General features: G+C 42.2%; 17 protein-coding genes and 3 pseudogenes. 15 read left to right on the top strand and 5 right to left on the bottom strand.

Annotated elements, in window-relative coordinates; genetic code table 11:
• Positions 1 to 2 precede the first annotated feature (2 nt).
• A complete protein-coding gene (locus OCV20_RS10365) occupies positions 3 to 1,223 on the top strand; it encodes a DUF1552 domain-containing protein (protein ID WP_086775935.1) in 1,221 nt (406 codons plus the stop codon).
• A 383-nt stretch (positions 1,224 to 1,606) separates the two neighbouring features.
• A pseudogene (locus OCV20_RS25875) lies at positions 1,607 to 1,774 on the top strand (integrase); the annotation flags it as partial.
• Positions 1,775 to 1,897: 123 nt separating this feature from the next.
• Here OCV20_RS25875 and OCV20_RS10360 read toward each other — a convergent pair.
• Positions 1,898 to 2,776, bottom strand: a pseudogene (locus tag OCV20_RS10360) (nuclease-related domain-containing protein).
• Between the two features lie 425 nt (positions 2,777 to 3,201).
• Positions 3,202 to 4,176 (bottom strand): integron integrase, encoded by a 975-nt coding sequence (locus OCV20_RS10355; protein ID WP_086775936.1) that lies wholly within the window; start codon positions 4,174 to 4,176, stop codon positions 3,202 to 3,204.
• 295 nt (positions 4,177 to 4,471) lie between these two features.
• On the opposite strand from OCV20_RS10355, the gene OCV20_RS10350 reads away from it, so the two are divergent.
• Positions 4,472 to 4,819 (top strand): DUF3024 domain-containing protein, encoded by a 348-nt coding sequence (locus OCV20_RS10350; RefSeq protein ID WP_086775937.1) that lies wholly within the window; start codon positions 4,472 to 4,474, stop codon positions 4,817 to 4,819.
• 40 nt (positions 4,820 to 4,859) lie between these two features.
• Here OCV20_RS10350 and OCV20_RS10345 read toward each other — a convergent pair whose 3' ends face one another.
• A complete protein-coding gene (locus OCV20_RS10345) occupies positions 4,860 to 5,816 on the bottom strand; it encodes an IS110 family RNA-guided transposase (protein ID WP_086775997.1) in 957 nt (318 codons plus the stop codon).
• Positions 5,817 to 6,441: 625 nt separating this feature from the next.
• On the opposite strand from OCV20_RS10345, the gene OCV20_RS10340 reads away from it, so the two are divergent.
• The 4 genes from OCV20_RS10340 to OCV20_RS10325 all read left to right on the top strand — a co-directional run bounded on the left by OCV20_RS10340 (position 6,442) and on the right by OCV20_RS10325 (position 9,093).
• Complete coding sequence (locus tag OCV20_RS10340) at positions 6,442 to 6,759, top strand: YgjV family protein (protein ID WP_238382971.1); 318 nt, start codon at positions 6,442 to 6,444, stop codon at positions 6,757 to 6,759.
• A 64-nt stretch (positions 6,760 to 6,823) separates the two neighbouring features.
• Positions 6,824 to 7,744 (top strand): IS5 family transposase, encoded by a 921-nt coding sequence (locus OCV20_RS10335; RefSeq protein ID WP_261881408.1) that lies wholly within the window; start codon positions 6,824 to 6,826, stop codon positions 7,742 to 7,744.
• Positions 7,745 to 7,855: 111 nt separating this feature from the next.
• On the top strand, positions 7,856 to 8,011 hold the full coding sequence (locus OCV20_RS10330; RefSeq protein WP_238382984.1) for a YgjV family protein: 156 nt from the start codon (positions 7,856 to 7,858) through the stop codon (positions 8,009 to 8,011).
• 605 nt (positions 8,012 to 8,616) lie between these two features.
• A complete protein-coding gene (locus OCV20_RS10325) occupies positions 8,617 to 9,093 on the top strand; it encodes a GNAT family N-acetyltransferase (RefSeq protein ID WP_086775984.1) in 477 nt (158 codons plus the stop codon).
• Between the two features lie 348 nt (positions 9,094 to 9,441).
• Here OCV20_RS10325 and OCV20_RS10320 read toward each other — a convergent pair whose 3' ends face one another.
• The gene (locus OCV20_RS10320; protein ID WP_086774218.1) at positions 9,442 to 10,470 is read right to left on the bottom strand and encodes an IS110 family RNA-guided transposase; all 1,029 of its coding nucleotides are present in this window, start codon (positions 10,468 to 10,470) and stop codon (positions 9,442 to 9,444) included.
• An 849-nt stretch (positions 10,471 to 11,319) separates the two neighbouring features.
• Between OCV20_RS10320 and OCV20_RS10315 the strand changes: the two genes are divergently transcribed.
• Positions 11,320 to 11,694 (top strand): hypothetical protein, encoded by a 375-nt coding sequence (locus OCV20_RS10315; RefSeq protein ID WP_086776012.1) that lies wholly within the window; start codon positions 11,320 to 11,322, stop codon positions 11,692 to 11,694.
• A gap of 64 nt (positions 11,695 to 11,758) precedes the next feature.
• On the top strand, positions 11,759 to 12,679 hold the full coding sequence (locus OCV20_RS10310) for an IS5 family transposase (RefSeq protein ID WP_261881408.1): 921 nt from the start codon (positions 11,759 to 11,761) through the stop codon (positions 12,677 to 12,679).
• 335 nt (positions 12,680 to 13,014) lie between these two features.
• Here OCV20_RS10310 and OCV20_RS10305 read toward each other — a convergent pair whose 3' ends face one another.
• Positions 13,015 to 14,043 carry an IS110 family RNA-guided transposase gene (locus tag OCV20_RS10305; RefSeq protein WP_086774218.1) on the bottom strand — a complete coding sequence of 343 codons (1,029 nt, stop codon included), beginning with the start codon at positions 14,041 to 14,043 and terminating at the stop codon, positions 13,015 to 13,017.
• A 113-nt stretch (positions 14,044 to 14,156) separates the two neighbouring features.
• Here OCV20_RS10305 and OCV20_RS10300 point away from each other — a divergent pair, with 113 nt between their 5' ends.
• From OCV20_RS10300 to OCV20_RS10270, 6 genes and pseudogenes are all read left to right on the top strand, one after another.
• The gene (locus tag OCV20_RS10300) at positions 14,157 to 15,041 is read left to right on the top strand and encodes a CBS domain-containing protein (protein ID WP_157896381.1); all 885 of its coding nucleotides are present in this window, start codon (positions 14,157 to 14,159) and stop codon (positions 15,039 to 15,041) included.
• Between the two features lie 71 nt (positions 15,042 to 15,112).
• Positions 15,113 to 16,292, top strand: a pseudogene (locus OCV20_RS10295) (IS3 family transposase).
• A gap of 212 nt (positions 16,293 to 16,504) precedes the next feature.
• The gene (locus OCV20_RS10290; RefSeq protein WP_086774618.1) at positions 16,505 to 17,353 is read left to right on the top strand and encodes a TIR domain-containing protein; all 849 of its coding nucleotides are present in this window, start codon (positions 16,505 to 16,507) and stop codon (positions 17,351 to 17,353) included.
• A gap of 147 nt (positions 17,354 to 17,500) precedes the next feature.
• Positions 17,501 to 17,995, top strand: coding sequence for a hypothetical protein (locus tag OCV20_RS10280; RefSeq protein WP_261881407.1), 495 nt, complete (start codon positions 17,501 to 17,503; stop codon positions 17,993 to 17,995).
• Positions 17,996 to 18,045: 50 nt separating this feature from the next.
• Entirely contained in the window at positions 18,046 to 18,966 is a 921-nt protein-coding gene (locus OCV20_RS10275; RefSeq protein ID WP_086773621.1) for an IS5 family transposase, read from the top strand.
• 17 nt (positions 18,967 to 18,983) lie between these two features.
• On the top strand, positions 18,984 to 19,241 hold the full coding sequence (locus OCV20_RS10270; protein WP_261881406.1) for a hypothetical protein: 258 nt from the start codon (positions 18,984 to 18,986) through the stop codon (positions 19,239 to 19,241).
• Positions 19,242 to 19,299: the final 58 nt, after the last annotated feature.

Genomic DNA, 19,299 nt, shown 5'->3' with positions numbered 1-19,299 from the left:
ACATGACAATAGCGACGAACTTATCGCGTAGGGGATTCCTAAAAGCGTCGGTTGCAGCCGGTGTTGGTACAGGTTTAAGTGTTTTACCGATGACCAGCTTCGCCGCCGGTAGTGCGAGTGAAACAAAGTTTATTTTCATTAATTTTTCTGATGGATACCCAAGGGGCACTTGGCACCCTAGCGGTGAATCAGGAAATCTAGTGATGAACGAATGCACTGTAGGCCTTGAGGAGTATAAAGATGACATCATCTTCTTCACAGGGTGTCGAAGTGAGGGGGGCTCAGGGCATGGTGGCTATAATGGAGTGTGGCAGGAGAAATCGGGCCAGGGATCGATAGATACCCATTTTGAAGCTTTATATTCTTCAGGTATGCCTAAAAGAGCAGTCCGTATTGGTGTTGATACTAATTATTGGGGCCACGGTGGGTTTGTTACGAGTCGATCTAAGACGGGAGATGCTCTAGTGCATAACGATAATCCTGATGCAATATTTGAAGAGCTATTTGGTTCACAAGCCAGTGGCAATGGTGGTAGTCCAATAGAACAACGTAAATTAGACTTAATGGGTAAATATCTAGATGATGTCGCTATACTGAAAGATAACCTTAATGGTCTTGGGTACAATAAACTCGACACTTACGAGAAATCAGTGTCTGATGTGAAGAACGAGCTAGAAAATGCTTTAGCGAGTACTGGGGAGTGTTCAACTGCTTTATATGGTAGCGACAGCTCTGGTAGAGATAAAACGGCAGACTTACAGGTGGCTAACGCTGCGCTAGCGTTGTCATGTGCAAAGACACGAATTGTCTCACTTCAGTTAGGAACTTCAAATGATTCAGCCGTTGTAACAACGGTTAGCGATATTGCACCTCACAGTGCATCACACTATGGTTCAGCTTCCTTGAAGGCAACCTATATCTCTCATAGGCAATGGTATGTAAGCAAAGTCGTCAAGCTAATTCAGAACCTTAAAGCGATGAACTTATACGATGACTGTGTAATTTATGTGACCTCGGAAATGGATGATGGGCAGAATCATAGTTCGAATGATCTTCCGTGTATGCTAATCGGGGGTAAAAACACACGATTGAAAACGCTACCAGGAGGTAAGATTGTGCGTGATGTTGGCCCTATTGGTAAGGTACTATCATCGCTTGCAAATGCTTATGGAGTACCAGTACCGTATAGCAGCACTGTGATTCCGGAGGTTTTTCGAGTTTAATCGAATTACGATATAATCATGTTGTTTAATTAGTTGGGGTATTGAGTTGTAATACATAAACCTGTTGACTCGACATGTTTGTTTCGTCCTAAAATACGTTGACGACTTTTAGTAAGCCAGTAACGTTAGTTGCTGGCTTTTTTCATGCACTTTGTTTAGCGTATTCATACCTAGGCTGAGATGCGGCCTCAATTCGTTATGCGTATATATCGATTCCTCAACAAGCGTTTTTTAACACGTTAAGCCTAGGCAAGGACTCTTGCTTGAGAGTACAATTCCTTTGACAGGAGCAACCTCAGCCTGTCGAGATATATCATGCAATGAGCATGCTTTATTTAAGCTTGCGCTCCTCCCTTTCTGAAGGCTTCATGTTCCTTCGCTAAAAGAAATCGCTAAGGCCGACCTGTCATGAAATTCGAGGGCTGGCTGCTCGAATGATTGAACAGCAAGGGCAGAGTGCTACCGAGCGAATAGCACATGCGAACGCTAAAACGACAAAAACCTATACAGGCACAAGTGACATTGTTTGGCACCAAGTACCATCTGTTTAGGTTATGCCTAAAGGTGGCCAGAAGTGATGTTTGTCAGTTGTTTAGTTTTGGAGGAATTCGGAATCCGAATTTGAATCCGTACCGCTTTAAATGGCGGCACAATTCGGATTCCGAATAATTGGGTTATGGAAATACGACTTGAGTTCCTTCACCACAAGAGCATGCAATTGAGTACGTGTTCTTTTTCTTACTGACTTTAGCTGAGTTAGATTGGCAAGAATGGCAACTAATACGCATTGCAGTATTCACCTTACATTGTGGGCAGTAGACGTAATACCCATACTTTCCATACCTCGGATCGGTCTGCGGGCTTTGACACTTCTTACAATTAAAACCATGCCTTATTTGTGGAACTTTGGTTTCTTCAATTGTTTCTTGAGCTGGAACCAAGTCTACCTTCTCAGTTTCGCTCAATTCTGCGATATGTACTTTGGGAGCCGGAGAAGACGTAGGCACATGTTGCTCGTTTAGAAAGTGAACTAGGCGGTACAGTTCATCACGATTAAACGTAGGATTCGGATTTAGTATTGAAGCTACGCGGTGCTTTTTGGTGAGATTCTTAACGCAGCTACCAATAGATTAGGCTTTAATGAGCTTCTTCGATATATCTTTAGGGATAGAAGTTCGATCGATTAGAGCGTCATTGGACGCGGCACAGAGTTGATCCCAACAGCGACCACCAAAATACCCTTGTAAAAATGCAATCCGGTCTAGTAACGACTTAGCGTTGTCATTTAAAAGTGCTTTCAATAGTTTGGTTTGCAACTTAGCTTGCTCGATAGGCGAGGGCATTCCTGCCCACTTTCCTCTTACGGTTCGACTCCATTCGAGTTGATTGTTGACCTTAACCTCACCACGAATCGATTTTAACTCAATAATGAAAACGTCATTTGCATCACCAAACTCTCTGCGTAAGTAAAACGCGACATCTTGCTTTACTTTTGCGCCAGCTTTCTTTTGAAGACTGTTGTCGATTTTTGAATCTCTACCCTTAGTAATCATTCTTTATTCCTGCTTTTTTATAAGAGCAGTTGCAATGCAACCTTGCTCATATTGATGGTGTGTATGTTTTTGAGACATATGTTCTTTTTCGAACACTGTTATTGATGAAAATTGTGAAATATCTCTTTTCGAAAACTCGAAGTAGAGAGTAGGAAACCTGCATCCCGCTGTTTAATAATGTGTTTGTTAGGCATCCTGTTATTGTGCGTGTTAGGGCGTTGTGAGCGCCATGAAAGTTGTAAATAGGTAATGGTGGCGCAACAATAAGAGGTGATACGCAGCCATTGCTGCAGAGAAAAACACACACATAAATTGTAATTGAGTTTTGGAGTGACTAGAGGCCTCAGCCTTAAGAGCAGGTGATCGTGCCCTGTTTCGTGATTATGAGGTCATTTCAGAATTCGGAATCCGAATTTCATTTATCGTTATTTCACGAATATTCTTGATACTGGGCTAACAACGCCATTGGCGCCTCTATCAATGATGTGAGTATAGATTTGCGTTGTCTTCAAATCGGTGTGCCCAAGTTGTTCTTGAACGGTTCTGATATCTGCTCCGCTTTGAAGAAGGTGCGTAGCGAATGAGTGCCTTAAAGTATGACACGAGATGTTTTTCTCAATGTTGGCTTTTTGGCCTGCTACCTTAATGTGTTTTTGAAGCGCTGTTGGGTGAATATGGTGTCTACGTAGCTCGCCTGTTTGTAAATCTGGCGACAAACGACCGGAAGGAAAGAGGAATTGCCAATTTAGGCTCCTTTCTGAGCTTGGGTATTTTCTAGCGAGAGCTTCAGGTATGTATACACCAGAAAAAACTGTGTCATTCATGTCTTGATGATAGTAACTCGCGGATTTCTGTTGCTGTTGTTTGATAGCGGGGAAAAGCTCTGGTGCTATTGTCACTATGCGGTTTTTACCTCCTTTCCCTTGCCATACACGTACAGATTTATATGCATAATCGATATCTTGTATACGTAGGCGTAGACACTCCATTAAACGCAACCCTGAACCATACATTAATTGATAAGGTAATTTGTAGTTAGGTGAACAGTGATTGAATAGCCTTCCAATCTCTTCTGGAGTCATGACTGTTGGCAATTTTCGTGATTTATCTGAGCGCCGAAACTGCATATCAAGCTCTATGGGTTCTTGAATAATTTCTTTGTATAAAAAGACTAATGCATTGAGAGCCAGACTTTGCGTTTTCCTCGCTGACTTTTTGTTAACAACCAGATGCGTTAGGAAATCTTCTACATGCCTGGAAGTTAAGCTCTTTGGGTGCTTTTTGTCATGATAAAGAATGTATTGGTGAATCCAATAAATGTACGCCTCCGTTGTACGAAGGGCATAGTGCCGTCCAAGCATGTATTCTTGTATATACGATAGAAATGGTGATTTTTTCATTAAACTGTAACTGGCTACCTATACATGAGTTTCAGTTTGGCACATCAATTCATGCTATATAGAAAAATTCTGTATTTTGGGATGTAGGCAGAGAGCTGTAGTGCTTAAGTGACTGTTAGTTTTCATAAAAACGGGGTATCGTTTACGTCATTGAGATACTAGACAGAATAATTCTGTATTTAAGTGCAGAATTTTTCTGTCTAATATAGCTGTTATGTACTTTTAAGAAAATTGACCTAGATACATATGAAAGTAGATCGTAAACTTAGCTTAAATAAAGGGTTAGGTGATAAATATGGCATTTTCAGAAATTGAACAAAAGCGCTACGAAAAGGCAGTGGAAAAGTATCTCGACTCTTGCCGACCACCAGTAGAAATCCGCAATCAACTTGATATTGGGTATCGCTTAGAAGGGCAGGTAATTGAAATTTTCGAGAACCGTCCGAAATGGAATGATCCATCAGAAAAGATCGAACGACCAGTAGCTAAAGTTAAATACTACAAGTCACGTGACGAGTGGAAAATATACTGGATGAAATCAGACTTAAAATGGCATTCCTACGAACCAATTCCTGAAGTGAAATTTTTAGAGGTGTTCTTCGAAATACTCGATGCTGATGCTTATGGGTGTTTCTGGGGCTAGCTTCAACCACGTACATAACAAACGACTATGGCGTCAATGATTAATTTTTGGCAGTGTTTTCATCCCACATGGCGCCATCTCTCAGCATAGAGTTAAGAGCTACAACCATCTTTCGAACACACGCGATTATTGCGACTTTCTTAGGCTTTCCGGCAGCTAAAAGTCGAGCATAAGTCGCTTTGAATACGGGGTTACATTGCATGGCCGACATCATTGCCATATATAACACTGTGCGTACTTGCGCTCGACCGCCTTGGATCACGCGCTTGCCTTTGTAGCGCCCACTTTCGCGTGTTATTGGAGCGACACCAATCAGTGATGCTGCTTGTTTATTCGTGATGTAACCAAGTTCAGGTACGTTGCTAATTATTGATGCAGCGGCAATGTTTCCTATTCCTGGGACGCTTTGCAATATTGTGTTTTTAGCTTGGTATTCAGGGCTATCTTCAATGAGTTTAACGAGCTTTTCTTCTAACTTGGTGATTTGATTTTTTATCGTGGTTAGCATTGGTTTGATAGTCGGATGGAGAGAGGCGGGAAGTATCTGGATTCGGTTCTTTTCCATGGTTTGCATGGATAACAACTGGTTTCGGCGAATGACTAAGTCACTCATTAAGCGTATGTTTTTTGGCTTTATGACAGTAAGAGCTGGTTTGATTGCTTCTCCATAGTGAGCGATCAATTCTGCATCTAAACGATCATTTTTGGCTCTGCGGCCAATAGCACCAGCGAATCGTTTTATGTGGACAGGGTTTGCTCTGACAATAGGTAATTGAGCCTCTGCACATGCAAGAACAAAAGGCATTTCTAATCGGCCTGTAGCTTCAATAACGATTCGTTCAGGACTGTGACTCTTAATCGTTTTGAGTGCTTTTTTGATGCCTTTATCATTGTTCTCTACTGAGAAAAATAGGTCTAGTGGCCTGATGTGGATGTCTAATTGTGTTTTGCCGGTATCAACTCCAACGTTGATGCTTTGATTGATTTTGGTATTCATAATAAGCTAACTCATGCTTGCGTAATGCGGGTTCGAGACCCAGTCGACTATTCGAGGTTTATGCTTGAAGTCCTATGTAGCGTTCATGTTTGTTATCGGTCTCTCGATAGAGGAGCCAGCGTTTAAACGAACTGCTACATAGAAAGCTTTAGTTGCAGCTAAAGCCTGGGTCTCACATTACCCGATTGGAGCGCTTATTATCCATACAAAGCGTTTAAGACGGATTCCCAACGCTTGGCGTTTTCGGCTTTCTTGGGTTTAAGTGTTTCTGTCACAATGGTTTAGGTCGGGTGGTTGGCGTTGCTCACCACTTAACGCGGCGTTATATTTCTTTTCAACTATTGTCATAATCCATAAGATCAATGGGTTATGTCGAATGGTAACGAAAGGTGACATTACCTTTTTTCTTCGGCATTTTCCTGTAGAATCGCGATGACTATTAGCAGCACCGACGGGAGGAATACAATATGAATATATTTAATGTTGAAATTTCCTCTATCTGTCTGACTCAAGCTGTCGCGATATACCTCCCCTGCAATTTATAATCTGAATCATGCGCTCAGTGCTCTATAGCTCTGAGCCGCTAGAACGTTTTCTCTATTACTTGGTTATTATTGGAGGGGTTATGTCCCTTTTTGTTGCCTCCCAAATATTGGTTGGTTTAGCTGCGCTATTCGATATCGCATCGTTTCAGTTTAAAAATCGTACGCTACTTTTGTCCGCATTAAGCATATCGGCATTATTGATTGCCGCGCATTTTGCCCTACTCACTGAGTGGACAGCGGCATGTTTGCTGGTAATAGGAGCATGCCGTTACTTAGCAGGAATCTTCATTTTAAACCCTAAAATAAAGTGGCTGTTCTATTTCGTTACTTTGTTAGGTACTGTTCTTACTTTCAGTGGTTTAACGAGCATTCTGAGTTGTACCGGCTTTGTTGCGTAATTCAATGGAACTAAATCAAGAACCTACGATCTGATCAGCTACCTCCACTCTATCTCGTAGTCCTATGCCTAAGCCTCGTTATAAAACAACCAACTGGAAGCAATACAACCGATCACTCATTAACCGTGGTTCTCTGACTTTTTGGATTGATGAAGAAGCAATAAGCGGATGGGCGCAAAGCAAACAGAATAAGCGCGGTAGGCCGCGTCGGTTCAGTGATTTAGCTATCACGACAGCACTCATGGTCAAACGAGTTTTTTCTATGCCATTGAGAGCGCTGCAAGGATTTATCGACTCGATATTTAGGTTAGCCCATGTACCGTTAAGTTGTCCGCATTACACCTGCATCAGTCGTAGAGCCAAGCAAGTTGAGGTTTCATTTAAGACTAAAACGAGAGGAGCGATACAGCACCTAGCCATTGATGCTACTGGCCTTAAGGTTTATGGCGAAGGTGAATGGAAAGTCAAAAAACATGGGACGGATGGCAAGCGTAGAGTCTGGCGAAAGCTGCATATTGCAGTCGATACCAACACTCATGAGATCATTGCCGCCGAGCTAAGTTTATCGACGGTTACAGATGGAGAAGTACTCCCGAACTTACTGAAACAAACACGCCGAAGTATCCTTGAGGTGTCTGGTGATGGCGCTTACGACACGAGAGCGTGTCACGCTGCTATTAAGATTAAGGGAGCTATTGCGCTTATTCCCCCAAGAGAAGGGGCTGCCTTCTGGGAGCGTGGTCACCCTCGAAATCTCGCCGTGGGTTGCCAGAAATTATACGACTCAAATAAGTATTGGAAAGAGCGGTATGGATACCACAAACGTTCACTCTCAGAAACAGCGATGTATCGAGTTAAACAGTTGCTAGGAGGGAAACTGAGCTTAAGAAATTACAATGCCCAGGTGGGTGAAACTTACGCGATGATAAAAGCGTTGAACAAGCTTACTGGGTTAGGTATGCCTGAAACTTGTCGTATTGACTAAGAAACAAGCGAAACGGGTTGGCTCTATCTCTAAATTTAATTACGCAACAAAGCCAGTTGTACCGCGTCGCTATTACATACGAAAGCTTCGTTTAGTAGCAACGACAAGCTAATGCGTTGGCTGATGGTTATTGGGACAGGAGTGTGGGGTGTACATGATGTTATCGTTGGCTCACCAGTAGCGGTATTAATAGACGTTTTGTTTATCGCAAGCAGTGTCATTGGTTACTACAGAATACATGTCAAAACTCCATGTCTTGATAATTAAGTGGTTGTTTTCATGCTATTATGTTCGAAATTGGCGTGACGAAAAACAGAAATATAACAAAGCGTTCAAGACGGATTCCCAACGCATGGCGTCTTCGGCTTACTTTGGTTTTAGTGTTTCTGTCACAATGGTTTAGGTAGGGTGGTCTGCGTTGCTCACCACTTAACGCGGCGTTAAACGCTTCCTCAATATATTGTCAGTGAAGTTTAGTGGTGGAATTTTGTTCACCTCATGTAGCTGGCATTTTGGTTGCTTCGTTTAAGCTGACGCCAGTTTAATATGCGCAGCTCGCAATGTCATTTTTCACTTACGTGACCTCGCGCAATTTAACTGGCTATTTTAAAGCGGATATTGGTTTCATCTTCTTCTTTGCTTTGGCAAAGTAGGGCTATGAATTTTAGAACCGTGGTTTTGTTACAGCTGTCGGCGGCAAGCCGCGAAGGTTGGGGTGTCAGCGCTTAACAAGGCCATCAATCCGACAGCCAACGTCGCGCTTTTTTTGGGCAATGGCGCAAGCGCCAGTTTAGCCCAAACGCGCTTTGGTTGCCTGCGGCTTATGGTAGCGTTATGTTGCGGATTGGATTTACCGCTGATTAAGGATGAATATGGTTGAACTCAGAGAAATGCGGCAAGAAGAATATCCGGATTATTGTCAGTATTTTATTGATGATTATAGTCAGGAAATTGCCAAGAATTATGGGCATTCCTTAGACGTTTCAATCGAATTAGCTAAGAAAGATTTACATCGTTGCTTTCCTAAGGGGCTAGAAGGTAATGACCATTCCCTATTATGCATTGATGCAGAAATTGATGGTGAGCTTAAACTTGTGGGTTACCTCTGGCACTCAGTTAATATCAGTGACAAATCTACTTTTATTTATGACTTCTTTGTTTCGAGTGAATATCGAGGTTGTGGCTATGGAACTCAATCAATATTAGCGTTAGAAGCTCAGCTAAAAACTATTGGTGTCAATCAAATAAAGCTTAGGGTTGCGTATCATAATGAACGAGCACTTAAATTATATAAAGATGTAGGTTTTGAGGTTACAGGCTTCAATATGTCCAAAAAAGTCAGTGGATAGCCTCAACATAACAAGCAATTTAAGCAGACTGTCAACGCTCGGCATTTCCAGCTCGGTTAGCTTTAGTGATTACGGTGTTAAATTTTAATATATCAGTAGCGTTGTCAGCTACTTAATTGGGCTACATGGACTCCCTCTTTTGTCAACAATAGCTCCCGCTGACAACAGTGGATCGGACAGCAGCTCTACATTCGGTGTTTAATCGGATTCGTTCCGTCACCTTGATGATATTCGCTTGATGCCAGCCTCATTCGTTAAACAGTATTTATTACTTCCCAATTAAACAGGTTTAGGCATCTCGGTCTGGTCATATTGTCATCATTTGCTATTGCTTTGACTCGGTGAGTGTTAACCGTTTACATAGTTAATCTTGTACTCTTTTCCCGTTGTTAATAATGCCCATATTATACGAGCGTTCTTTGCTGCTAGGGCGACAGCTGCTCGTTTATAACCTCGTCGTTCAACGAGTTGATTTAACCAAATACTGTTGCGATCGGTTTTCTCTTTACATCGTGCAATAACGGCTCTTGCGCCATGAATAAGTAGAGTGCGAATGTGTTTTTCGCCTCTTTTGCTGATGCGACCAAGATGAACATGACCACCTGTTGAGTATTGTCTTGGAACCAACCCTATCCAAGCAGCGAATTGGCGGCTGGAGCCAAATTGTTTGGCGTCATTGACTGTCGCGACAATGGCACTTGCACTGTGTTCACCGACACCTGGAATATCCATGAGGGTTTTGGCTGATGCCATCTCTCGGATTAAAGCAGAGACTCTGCGATCATAGTGCAGTACTTCTAGGTTAAGGTTTTGAATCTTGTTTGATAGATCTTGAAGTAGCTCTCGAGCGAGTATAGGCAGCCCATTTCCTGCATCTTCAAGGACACTACCAATAGTGTTTTGAGCCGAGTAGCGCCCCTGAGGCATCACAATACCAAATTCGGAAAGCAAACCTCTGAGCTGGTTAATAGTCGCCGTTCTTGTTTTAATTAGCCCCTGTCGAATACGATGCAGGCAAAGCACAGCTTGTTGCTCTTCACTTTTTATAGAGACAAATCGTGTTTTGGGTCTAGATACCGCTTCACAGATGGCCTCCGCGTCATTGGCATCGTTCTTCTCATTTTGTCGATATGGAATAACGAATTTGGACGCCATAATTTTCGGGTTATGACCGAGTTTCAGTAGCTCTCTCGCCCAGTGGTGTGCACCAGAGCACGCCTCCATACCGATGAGGCAGGGCGGTAACTTCGCGAATGTGTCTAAGAGTTTGTTTCTTTTGACAGTTTTGCGTAGGACACACTTGCCATATGCATCAACGCCGTGAATACTGAACACATTCTTGGCGAGGTCAACGCCAATAGTTTGAATGGTGGACATAGTAACCTCCAGTTCTTCAGCGTGTACTAAGTAAGTATGGCACGCAGAGTGTCAGGTAGAGGGAGTCCATATCATTCGTTAGGTGTTTGTTTCCATCGGCAGAAACTCAGTATATAATCCACATCCTTTTTTTGTGCAAATAGTTGCACTTTTGTGAGATATGATTGTGTTTGGTAAATGTCGTTGCTGTGGTGTTAATGTTGGTTATTTTGCTCTCACTGATGGTTTTTGTAAAAACTGTATAGCAAACAAAGATGTTGATTCTAGCAAACTCCGCCGAATAGTTAAGAGCATGCCAATAGTGAAATGGCTGCTGCCTCTAATGGTGATTTTTCAGTTATCGAGCCCTTGGATTTTTGAACAGTTAAGTAATGATCTGTCACCTAATGCAAACTCATCGAGTATACCGATGCAAATTGCTTTCAGTATCACTCTAGTCGTTAGTTTTACGATCGCATGTTTGACCTGTTTTATTTTACGATTCTATGTTATTCGACGTAGGCTACACGTCGTAGCTGCTTGGATTGTGTTTCTTGGGGTGTTTTTTATTCCTGTTGGTATAACTGCTGCGCTCGGAGATGGTGGACCGCTTGGGTTGGCATCACTATTATATTTGGTCGCAGGATATAAAGTCCTTCGTATAGAAAATTTGAAAGTTGATTACACGGAACAGTTAAGCTGAAGGATGAATCCCAAACACCTAACAAGAAATTTAAGAGTGATTCACAACGCTTGGCGCTTTCACTTCAAGCCTGTTTAGTGTTTATGGCACAATGCGTTAGGTGAGGTGGCTTGCGTTGTTCACACCTTAATTTGGCGTTATGTTTTTCGGAGAAATATTAAGCAGTTATGAGTCCAGAAATTAAGTTTCATTCTTTAGTTACGTCGGCAACAACGCTGATAGTGTTTTCCGTATGGAGTCTTTCTTTACAAATAGTATCGAAATATCCAGTTGCATCCGTAGCTGTTGCAGGTGTCTTTACGTTGGGTATTTATAGGGTAGTAAATACGATATTTTTGACTATATTTCGTAAGGTTAAGCTCATCAAAAAATTCATTCTTGGTGCTAGCTATATGGAAGGCACTTGGGTAGGGTTCTTTGTTGGTCACAATAAAAATATTCGTTATCTTGTTGAAACTTTTGAGCAAGATCTATCACTTCTAAAAGTTAGAGGTCGTGTTTATAGAGACGACTTTTCATACCATAGTGGCTTTGTTGCGTAATTCAATGGAACTAAATCAAGAACCTACGATCTGATCAGCTACCTCCACTCTATCTCGTAGTCCTATGCCTAAGCCTCGTTATAAAACAACCAACTGGAAGCAATACAACCGATCACTCATTAACCGTGGTTCTCTGACTTTTTGGATTGATGAAGAAGCAATAAGCGGATGGGCGCAAAGCAAACAGAATAAGCGCGGTAGGCCGCGTCGGTTCAGTGATTTAGCTATCACGACAGCACTCATGGTCAAACGAGTTTTTTCTATGCCATTGAGAGCGCTGCAAGGATTTATCGACTCGATATTTAGGTTAGCCCATGTACCGTTAAGTTGTCCGCATTACACCTGCATCAGTCGTAGAGCCAAGCAAGTTGAGGTTTCATTTAAGACTAAAACGAGAGGAGCGATACAGCACCTAGCCATTGATGCTACTGGCCTTAAGGTTTATGGCGAAGGTGAATGGAAAGTCAAAAAACATGGGACGGATGGCAAGCGTAGAGTCTGGCGAAAGCTGCATATTGCAGTCGATACCAACACTCATGAGATCATTGCCGCCGAGCTAAGTTTATCGACGGTTACAGATGGAGAAGTACTCCCGAACTTACTGAAACAAACACGCCGAAGTATCCTTGAGGTGTCTGGTGATGGCGCTTACGACACGAGAGCGTGTCACGCTGCTATTAAGATTAAGGGAGCTATTGCGCTTATTCCCCCAAGAGAAGGGGCTGCCTTCTGGGAGCGTGGTCACCCTCGAAATCTCGCCGTGGGTTGCCAGAAATTATACGACTCAAATAAGTATTGGAAAGAGCGGTATGGATACCACAAACGTTCACTCTCAGAAACAGCGATGTATCGAGTTAAACAGTTGCTAGGAGGGAAACTGAGCTTAAGAAATTACAATGCCCAGGTGGGTGAAACTTACGCGATGATAAAAGCGTTGAACAAGCTTACTGGGTTAGGTATGCCTGAAACTTGTCGTATTGACTAAGAAACAAGCGAAACGGGTTGGCTCTATCTCTAAATTTAATTACGCAACAAAGCCGTTTACGGCGTCCAAAATGAGTGCAGTGGTAGCGTGGCTCACACCTTAATTGGGCTACATGGACTCCCTCTTTTGTCAACAATAGCTCCCGCTGACAACAGTGGATCGGACAGCAGCTCTACATTCGGTGTTTAATCGGATTCGTTCCGTCACCTTGATGATATTCGCTTGATGCCAGCCTCATTCGTTAAACAGTATTTATTACTTCCCAATTAAACAGGTTTAGGCATCTCGGTCTGGTCATATTGTCATCATTTGCTATTGCTTTGACTCGGTGAGTGTTAACCGTTTACATAGTTAATCTTGTACTCTTTTCCCGTTGTTAATAATGCCCATATTATACGAGCGTTCTTTGCTGCTAGGGCGACAGCTGCTCGTTTATAACCTCGTCGTTCAACGAGTTGATTTAACCAAATACTGTTGCGATCGGTTTTCTCTTTACATCGTGCAATAACGGCTCTTGCGCCATGAATAAGTAGAGTGCGAATGTGTTTTTCGCCTCTTTTGCTGATGCGACCAAGATGAACATGACCACCTGTTGAGTATTGTCTTGGAACCAACCCTATCCAAGCAGCGAATTGGCGGCTGGAGCCAAATTGTTTGGCGTCATTGACTGTCGCGACAATGGCACTTGCACTGTGTTCACCGACACCTGGAATATCCATGAGGGTTTTGGCTGATGCCATCTCTCGGATTAAAGCAGAGACTCTGCGATCATAGTGCAGTACTTCTAGGTTAAGGTTTTGAATCTTGTTTGATAGATCTTGAAGTAGCTCTCGAGCGAGTATAGGCAGCCCATTTCCTGCATCTTCAAGGACACTACCAATAGTGTTTTGAGCCGAGTAGCGCCCCTGAGGCATCACAATACCAAATTCGGAAAGCAAACCTCTGAGCTGGTTAATAGTCGCCGTTCTTGTTTTAATTAGCCCCTGTCGAATACGATGCAGGCAAAGCACAGCTTGTTGCTCTTCACTTTTTATAGAGACAAATCGTGTTTTGGGTCTAGATACCGCTTCACAGATGGCCTCCGCGTCATTGGCATCGTTCTTCTCATTTTGTCGATATGGAATAACGAATTTGGACGCCATAATTTTCGGGTTATGACCGAGTTTCAGTAGCTCTCTCGCCCAGTGGTGTGCACCAGAGCACGCCTCCATACCGATGAGGCAGGGCGGTAACTTCGCGAATGTGTCTAAGAGTTTGTTTCTTTTGACAGTTTTGCGTAGGACACACTTGCCATATGCATCAACGCCGTGAATACTGAACACATTCTTGGCGAGGTCAACGCCAATAGTTTGAATGGTGGACATAGTAACCTCCAGTTCTTCAGCGTGTACTAAGTAAGTATGGCACGCAGAGTGTCAGGTAGAGGGAGTCCATATCATTCGTTATGCTGTTTTATTAAATTCAGAGGTTTTATCAAATGGGTTATCAACTGTGGATGTCACCAATAACGGGTTATCGTAGAAACGGCACTCGTTTTAGTGCATTGAAAAAGATATTTATCGATAGTGTCACAGTTCGAGATATATACGAGCCTTTGCTTTGTTGTCGTGTAGATGATCCATCTGGTCATGTTAAAGAGACACTAATGCACCGGCAGTTTGATACTGCGGGGGTGATTGATCAAAACCAAAAGGTAATTGGTTATGTGAACACATCAGATTTAAAAGATGGCAGCATAAATCAATATCGGATTGACATTAAACTTGAACAAGTCATATCTGATTCTACTCCTTTAGCAAGCCTTCTAAATGTCCTTCAAACGAGTGACTTCCTTTATGTTAATCATGGAGCGAAGATAGTCGGCATAATCACAAAAGCTGACTTAAATAAGCCTCCTGTACGAATATATGTTTTTGGAATGTTATCGCTTTTTGAAATGCATCTGAATTCATGGATTCGTTATGAATATCCAGATAACAGTTGGCAAGAACACATATCAGAACAGAGAGTGGCCAAAGCTCAAGAAACTTACGAGCTACGTAAGCAAAATAACCAAGATTTATCTCTCTTAGATTGCTTACAATTAGCAGATAAGCGTGACTTATTAGCAAAGTCCAAAGAATTTAGAGAGCGTTTTGGTTTTAATAAGAAGGGCGTTGAGCGTTTTATACGATATGCGGAGCGAATCCGAAATGAAATAGCACATAGCCAAGACTCCATTATCGCTAGTCTTCCTTGGGGTAGCTTTGTGAGTGTTTTGGAAGATGTAGATAGGTTCCTTACAGAATCAGACAAACTGATCGAAACTGAAGCAAAGGCTGGTGCGGCCGATTTTGTAGAATATCTGACAACAACAGCATAACAATGCATTTAAGACGGATTCTGTAGTTGACCCGATCTAGTGGACTCCTTCAATAGCAATTGGAGGTGTTTATGCCAGCTTATAAATCAGGTAAAAAAACTCAACAATATCTCACGGAATTTAAGGTAACTGCTGTCCGACTTTCGCTTCGAGAAGGAGCTACAGTTAAAAGCGTGGCGCTATCATTAGATATCCACCCTTATATGCTTTCTAAATGGCAAAAGGACTATAGAGAAGGGGTTATTTTGGAAGATAAACGTAAGAAAAGGATTAAGATCCCGAGTCAGAAAACTGAGTCTAGTCGGATTGCAGAGCTTGAACGTCAGAACGAACAACTTAAGCTCGAGAATGACTTGCTAAAAAAGTGGCAACGACTCGTTGCCTAAGAAAATCGACAAAATTCCGATTCATAGCCCATCACAAAACGCGTTATTCCATTGTATTGATGTGTCGTTTTTTATCTGTTTCTTAGTCGGGTTATTACGCATGGCTTGATAGAGAGCCAAGCCGCTACGATCAAGAAGAGCAGGCTTTGAAGAAGCGCATAACTAAAGTGTTTACCCAGAGTCGAGAGACTTACGGTAGTCCACGAGTTCATGCAGAGCTGAGGCGGCAAGGAGTTTTGGTCAGCCGCAAGCGTGTGGCTCGGATCATGAGAGAGCAAGGGCTAAGAGCGCGAAATTATCGCATTTACATGAAAATGGCCAAGCTACATCGGTTCTATCAATCGATTAAGAATATCAAAAAAGACACACCAAAACCAACGGCAGTTAATCAACAATGGTCTGGAGATCTAACGTATATAAAGCAAGGTAAACGTTGGATGTATCTAGCGGTCGTTATCGATCTTTACTCGCGTAAAATCGTCGGTTGGTCGCTTGGTAGTAAGAAGAGTACACAGCTAACGATGAGTTCGTTGAGAATGGCAATTAGAAATCGAAAGCCACAAGAGCGCTTATTGTTTCATACCGACAGAGGCTCTGAATATCGAGCCCATGAAGTTCAAGCTTTATTATCAAAAAATGGAATTGCCCCAAGTATGAATCGTCCTGGTCATTGCACTGATAATGCGGAGGTGGAGTCGTTCTCCATACGCTCAAAGCCGACATAATTAGGAAAAATAGTTTTAAAAGTGAGAAGCAGCTTAGAGATAAACTTGCCGGTTATATCCAGCATTTTTATAACCATTATAGACTGCACTCAAGTCTTGGATATCGAACCCCGCATGAATATGAAGTAGCGACGGGTTAAAGATAATAGGGTGTCCATTTTATCGGGTGAAGATCACTCACAACGCTTGGCATTTTTGGTCTGAATCAGCTTTAGTGTCTACGGCACAATGGTTTAGGTTTGGTGGTCGCGTTGTTCACCACTTAACGCGGCGTTATACGAATTCGCTCAGTTTCATACCCTGAGGTTCAATATGTTATACTGGCGGCATTAATTCAATTGGTTGCGATTATATGAAAAAACCTCGTTTGTTTATTGGTTCATCTTCAGAAAGCTATGATATTGCAAGCGCATGTAATGCCTGCCTTGATAGAAAGGTTGAAGTGACAATTTGGGACAAAATATTTAATTCTGGTGGCGATACTCTTACTTCTCTAACTAAAAAATCAAAGAATGTCGACTTTGCTCTGTTTATATTTCGTCCGGAAGACTTAACTGTAATGAGAGACAATCCTAAGCCAACTGTCCGAGACAATGTGATATTTGAATTAGGTCTTTTTATTGGAGCGTTAGGGAAAGATCGTTGCTTTATTTTGAAACCGCGTGATGAAAAGTTACATATGCCTACTGATTTATTGGGCGTCAACGTCAATGACTATGACCCAAATCGTAGTGATGATGACCTCGAGTCTGCGGTAAATGCAGCTTGTACTAGGTTTTTGAAGCAAATAAATGAATTAGGTAGTTTTCATAGTAAATCTAAAGATGACTTGCATCAGCCAGTGGATTCCCAACATTCACCAAAACATGTCATTTCAGAATCAATGTTAGCGATTCTCGGTAACTTGCTTTCGACAGCCACTGATAATGATCTCATAACTTCATTTAATTTATCTAATGGTTTGCAACCATACAAACTAAATCTTGCGCTAATTAAACTTGAACGAATGCGTTTGATTGAAAGAGCCCTTGATTCAGATTTTAATGGTAATGAGTGGTATGGGTATAGATTAACTCAAGATGGAGTTGACTATATATTAGACAATGAGGAGCAAGTTGACGCAGCGATGCACCCTAAGCCTCCTCAGCAGCAGTTTATATCTGTACCAGACCTTGAATTTGAAGATGATATTCCCTTCTAAATTCGTATAACAAACTATTTAAGAGTGATTCGCAATGCGTTGTGTTTAGTGTTTAAGGTGGCCTGCGGCGGCTTTTGTATTGCGTTGCTCACGCCTTAACAGGGCGTTATACGCATTCAGTAAAGTGTCAATTTTCAAGTGAGATTTATGAATAAGAGTGACCCAACTCAGGAGCAAGTAGATGCAGAAGTAACTAGTGAAAGCCGATTTGTTAAATTGGCTAAAAATCAATCTCTACCTATATTGATTTCAATATTTGCTGTATTTATCTCGTGCATCAGTTCTTTTTTCTCGTATCAAGCTAATCAGTTAGCAATAGCTCAGTACAAGCAGGAAAGGTTATTAATATTAAAGGGTGTGTTTTCTGGAGAAGACAAGTTCAGCATGTCTGTTTTACCGATTTCAGATCGTGCTCATTTTATGAAAGGACAAGTTGTCTTTCCATCAAAGATCTATGGTGAACCTGCACCTATAGCCTCTGACGGACAGGTGTTACGAATGGGGGCAGTTATGTTTGACTTAGAAGAGCTTTTTCTAGAATCAGTAAAGCCAGAAAGCGGCTTTGTGAAAATTGCAGATAGGGACGTCCCGATAATTATCACAACATATTATGGGCTTTGTTGCGTAATTCAATGGAACTAAATCAAGAACCTACGATCTGATCAGCTACCTCCACTCTATCTCGTAGTCCTATGCCTAAGCCTCGTTATAAAACAACCAACTGGAAGCAATACAACCGATCACTCATTAACCGTGGTTCTCTGACTTTTTGGATTGATGAAGAAGCAATAAGCGGATGGGCGCAAAGCAAACAGAATAAGCGCGGTAGGCCGCGTCGGTTCAGTGATTTAGCTATCACGACAGCACTCATGGTCAAACGAGTTTTTTCTATGCCATTGAGAGCGCTGCAAGGATTTATCGACTCGATATTTAGGTTAGCCCATGTACCGTTAAGTTGTCCGCATTACACCTGCATCAGTCGTAGAGCCAAGCAAGTTGAGGTTTCATTTAAGACTAAAACGAGAGGAGCGATACAGCACCTAGCCATTGATGCTACTGGCCTTAAGGTTTATGGCGAAGGTGAATGGAAAGTCAAAAAACATGGGACGGATGGCAAGCGTAGAGTCTGGCGAAAGCTGCATATTGCAGTCGATACCAACACTCATGAGATCATTGCCGCCGAGCTAAGTTTATCGACGGTTACAGATGGAGAAGTACTCCCGAACTTACTGAAACAAACACGCCGAAGTATCCTTGAGGTGTCTGGTGATGGCGCTTACGACACGAGAGCGTGTCACGCTGCTATTAAGATTAAGGGAGCTATTGCGCTTATTCCCCCAAGAGAAGGGGCTGCCTTCTGGGAGCGTGGTCACCCTCGAAATTTCGCCGTGGGTTGCCAGAAATTATACGACTCAAATAAGTATTGGAAAGAGCGGTATGGATACCACAAACGTTCACTCTCAGAAACAGCGATGTATCGAGTTAAACAGTTGCTAGGAGGGAAACTGAGCTTAAGAAATTACAATGCCCAGGTGGGTGAAACTTACGCGATGATAAAAGCGTTGAACAAGCTTACTGGGTTAGGTATGCCTGAAACTTGTCGTATTGACTAAGAAACAAGCGAAACGGGTTGGCTCTATCTCTAAATTTAATTACGCAACAAAGCCCATATTATGCGTCAAATGGTATTGGATATACTGACACGTCATTATATATGCTTGGGATGCAGATTGTACTTGGAGAAGAAGAGTATGCTCGCCCTGAGGTAGACTTAAACAGCCTGTCCTTCATCATGCGCTTTGATGATCAAGAGTCTATACCCAATGGATTACTTGATGACTTACTATCGGGAAATAAACATATAAACTTACCTTCCGGAGTTCTTTGAAATACGTATAACGATCTGTTTGAGAATGATTCGCAACACATAGCATTTTTGCTATGCG

It is taken from the genome of Vibrio coralliirubri (assembly GCF_024347375.1).
Taxonomy (GTDB): Bacteria; Pseudomonadota; Gammaproteobacteria; order Enterobacterales; family Vibrionaceae; genus Vibrio; species Vibrio coralliirubri.
This window is presented reverse-complemented; position numbering and strand designations above follow the sequence as displayed.

What these genes read in the sequence shown, in the direction of transcription:
- OCV20_RS10320 (WP_086774218.1), bottom strand. Translation starts at nt 10,470, where the DNA reads ATGTCCACCATTCAAACTATTGGCGTTGACCTCGCCAAGAATGTGTTC.
- OCV20_RS10280 (WP_261881407.1), top strand. Translation starts at nt 17,501, where the DNA reads ATGAATAAGAGTGACCCAACTCAGGAGCAAGTAGATGCAGAAGTAACT.
- OCV20_RS10365 (WP_086775935.1), top strand. Translation starts at nt 3, where the DNA reads ATGACAATAGCGACGAACTTATCGCGTAGGGGATTCCTAAAAGCGTCG.
- OCV20_RS10305 (WP_086774218.1), bottom strand. Translation starts at nt 14,043, where the DNA reads ATGTCCACCATTCAAACTATTGGCGTTGACCTCGCCAAGAATGTGTTC.
- OCV20_RS10345 (WP_086775997.1), bottom strand. Translation starts at nt 5,816, where the DNA reads ATGAATACCAAAATCAATCAAAGCATCAACGTTGGAGTTGATACCGGC.
- OCV20_RS10340 (WP_238382971.1), top strand. Translation starts at nt 6,442, where the DNA reads ATGTCCCTTTTTGTTGCCTCCCAAATATTGGTTGGTTTAGCTGCGCTA.
- OCV20_RS10335 (WP_261881408.1), top strand. Translation starts at nt 6,824, where the DNA reads ATGCCTAAGCCTCGTTATAAAACAACCAACTGGAAGCAATACAACCGA.
- OCV20_RS10275 (WP_086773621.1), top strand. Translation starts at nt 18,046, where the DNA reads ATGCCTAAGCCTCGTTATAAAACAACCAACTGGAAGCAATACAACCGA.
- OCV20_RS10355 (WP_086775936.1), bottom strand. Translation starts at nt 4,176, where the DNA reads ATGAAAAAATCACCATTTCTATCGTATATACAAGAATACATGCTTGGA.
- OCV20_RS10300 (WP_157896381.1), top strand. Translation starts at nt 14,157, where the DNA reads ATGGGTTATCAACTGTGGATGTCACCAATAACGGGTTATCGTAGAAAC.
- OCV20_RS10330 (WP_238382984.1), top strand. Translation starts at nt 7,856, where the DNA reads ATGCGTTGGCTGATGGTTATTGGGACAGGAGTGTGGGGTGTACATGAT.
- OCV20_RS10350 (WP_086775937.1), top strand. Translation starts at nt 4,472, where the DNA reads ATGGCATTTTCAGAAATTGAACAAAAGCGCTACGAAAAGGCAGTGGAA.
- OCV20_RS10310 (WP_261881408.1), top strand. Translation starts at nt 11,759, where the DNA reads ATGCCTAAGCCTCGTTATAAAACAACCAACTGGAAGCAATACAACCGA.
- OCV20_RS10325 (WP_086775984.1), top strand. Translation starts at nt 8,617, where the DNA reads ATGGTTGAACTCAGAGAAATGCGGCAAGAAGAATATCCGGATTATTGT.
- OCV20_RS10290 (WP_086774618.1), top strand. Translation starts at nt 16,505, where the DNA reads ATGAAAAAACCTCGTTTGTTTATTGGTTCATCTTCAGAAAGCTATGAT.
- OCV20_RS10315 (WP_086776012.1), top strand. Translation starts at nt 11,320, where the DNA reads ATGAGTCCAGAAATTAAGTTTCATTCTTTAGTTACGTCGGCAACAACG.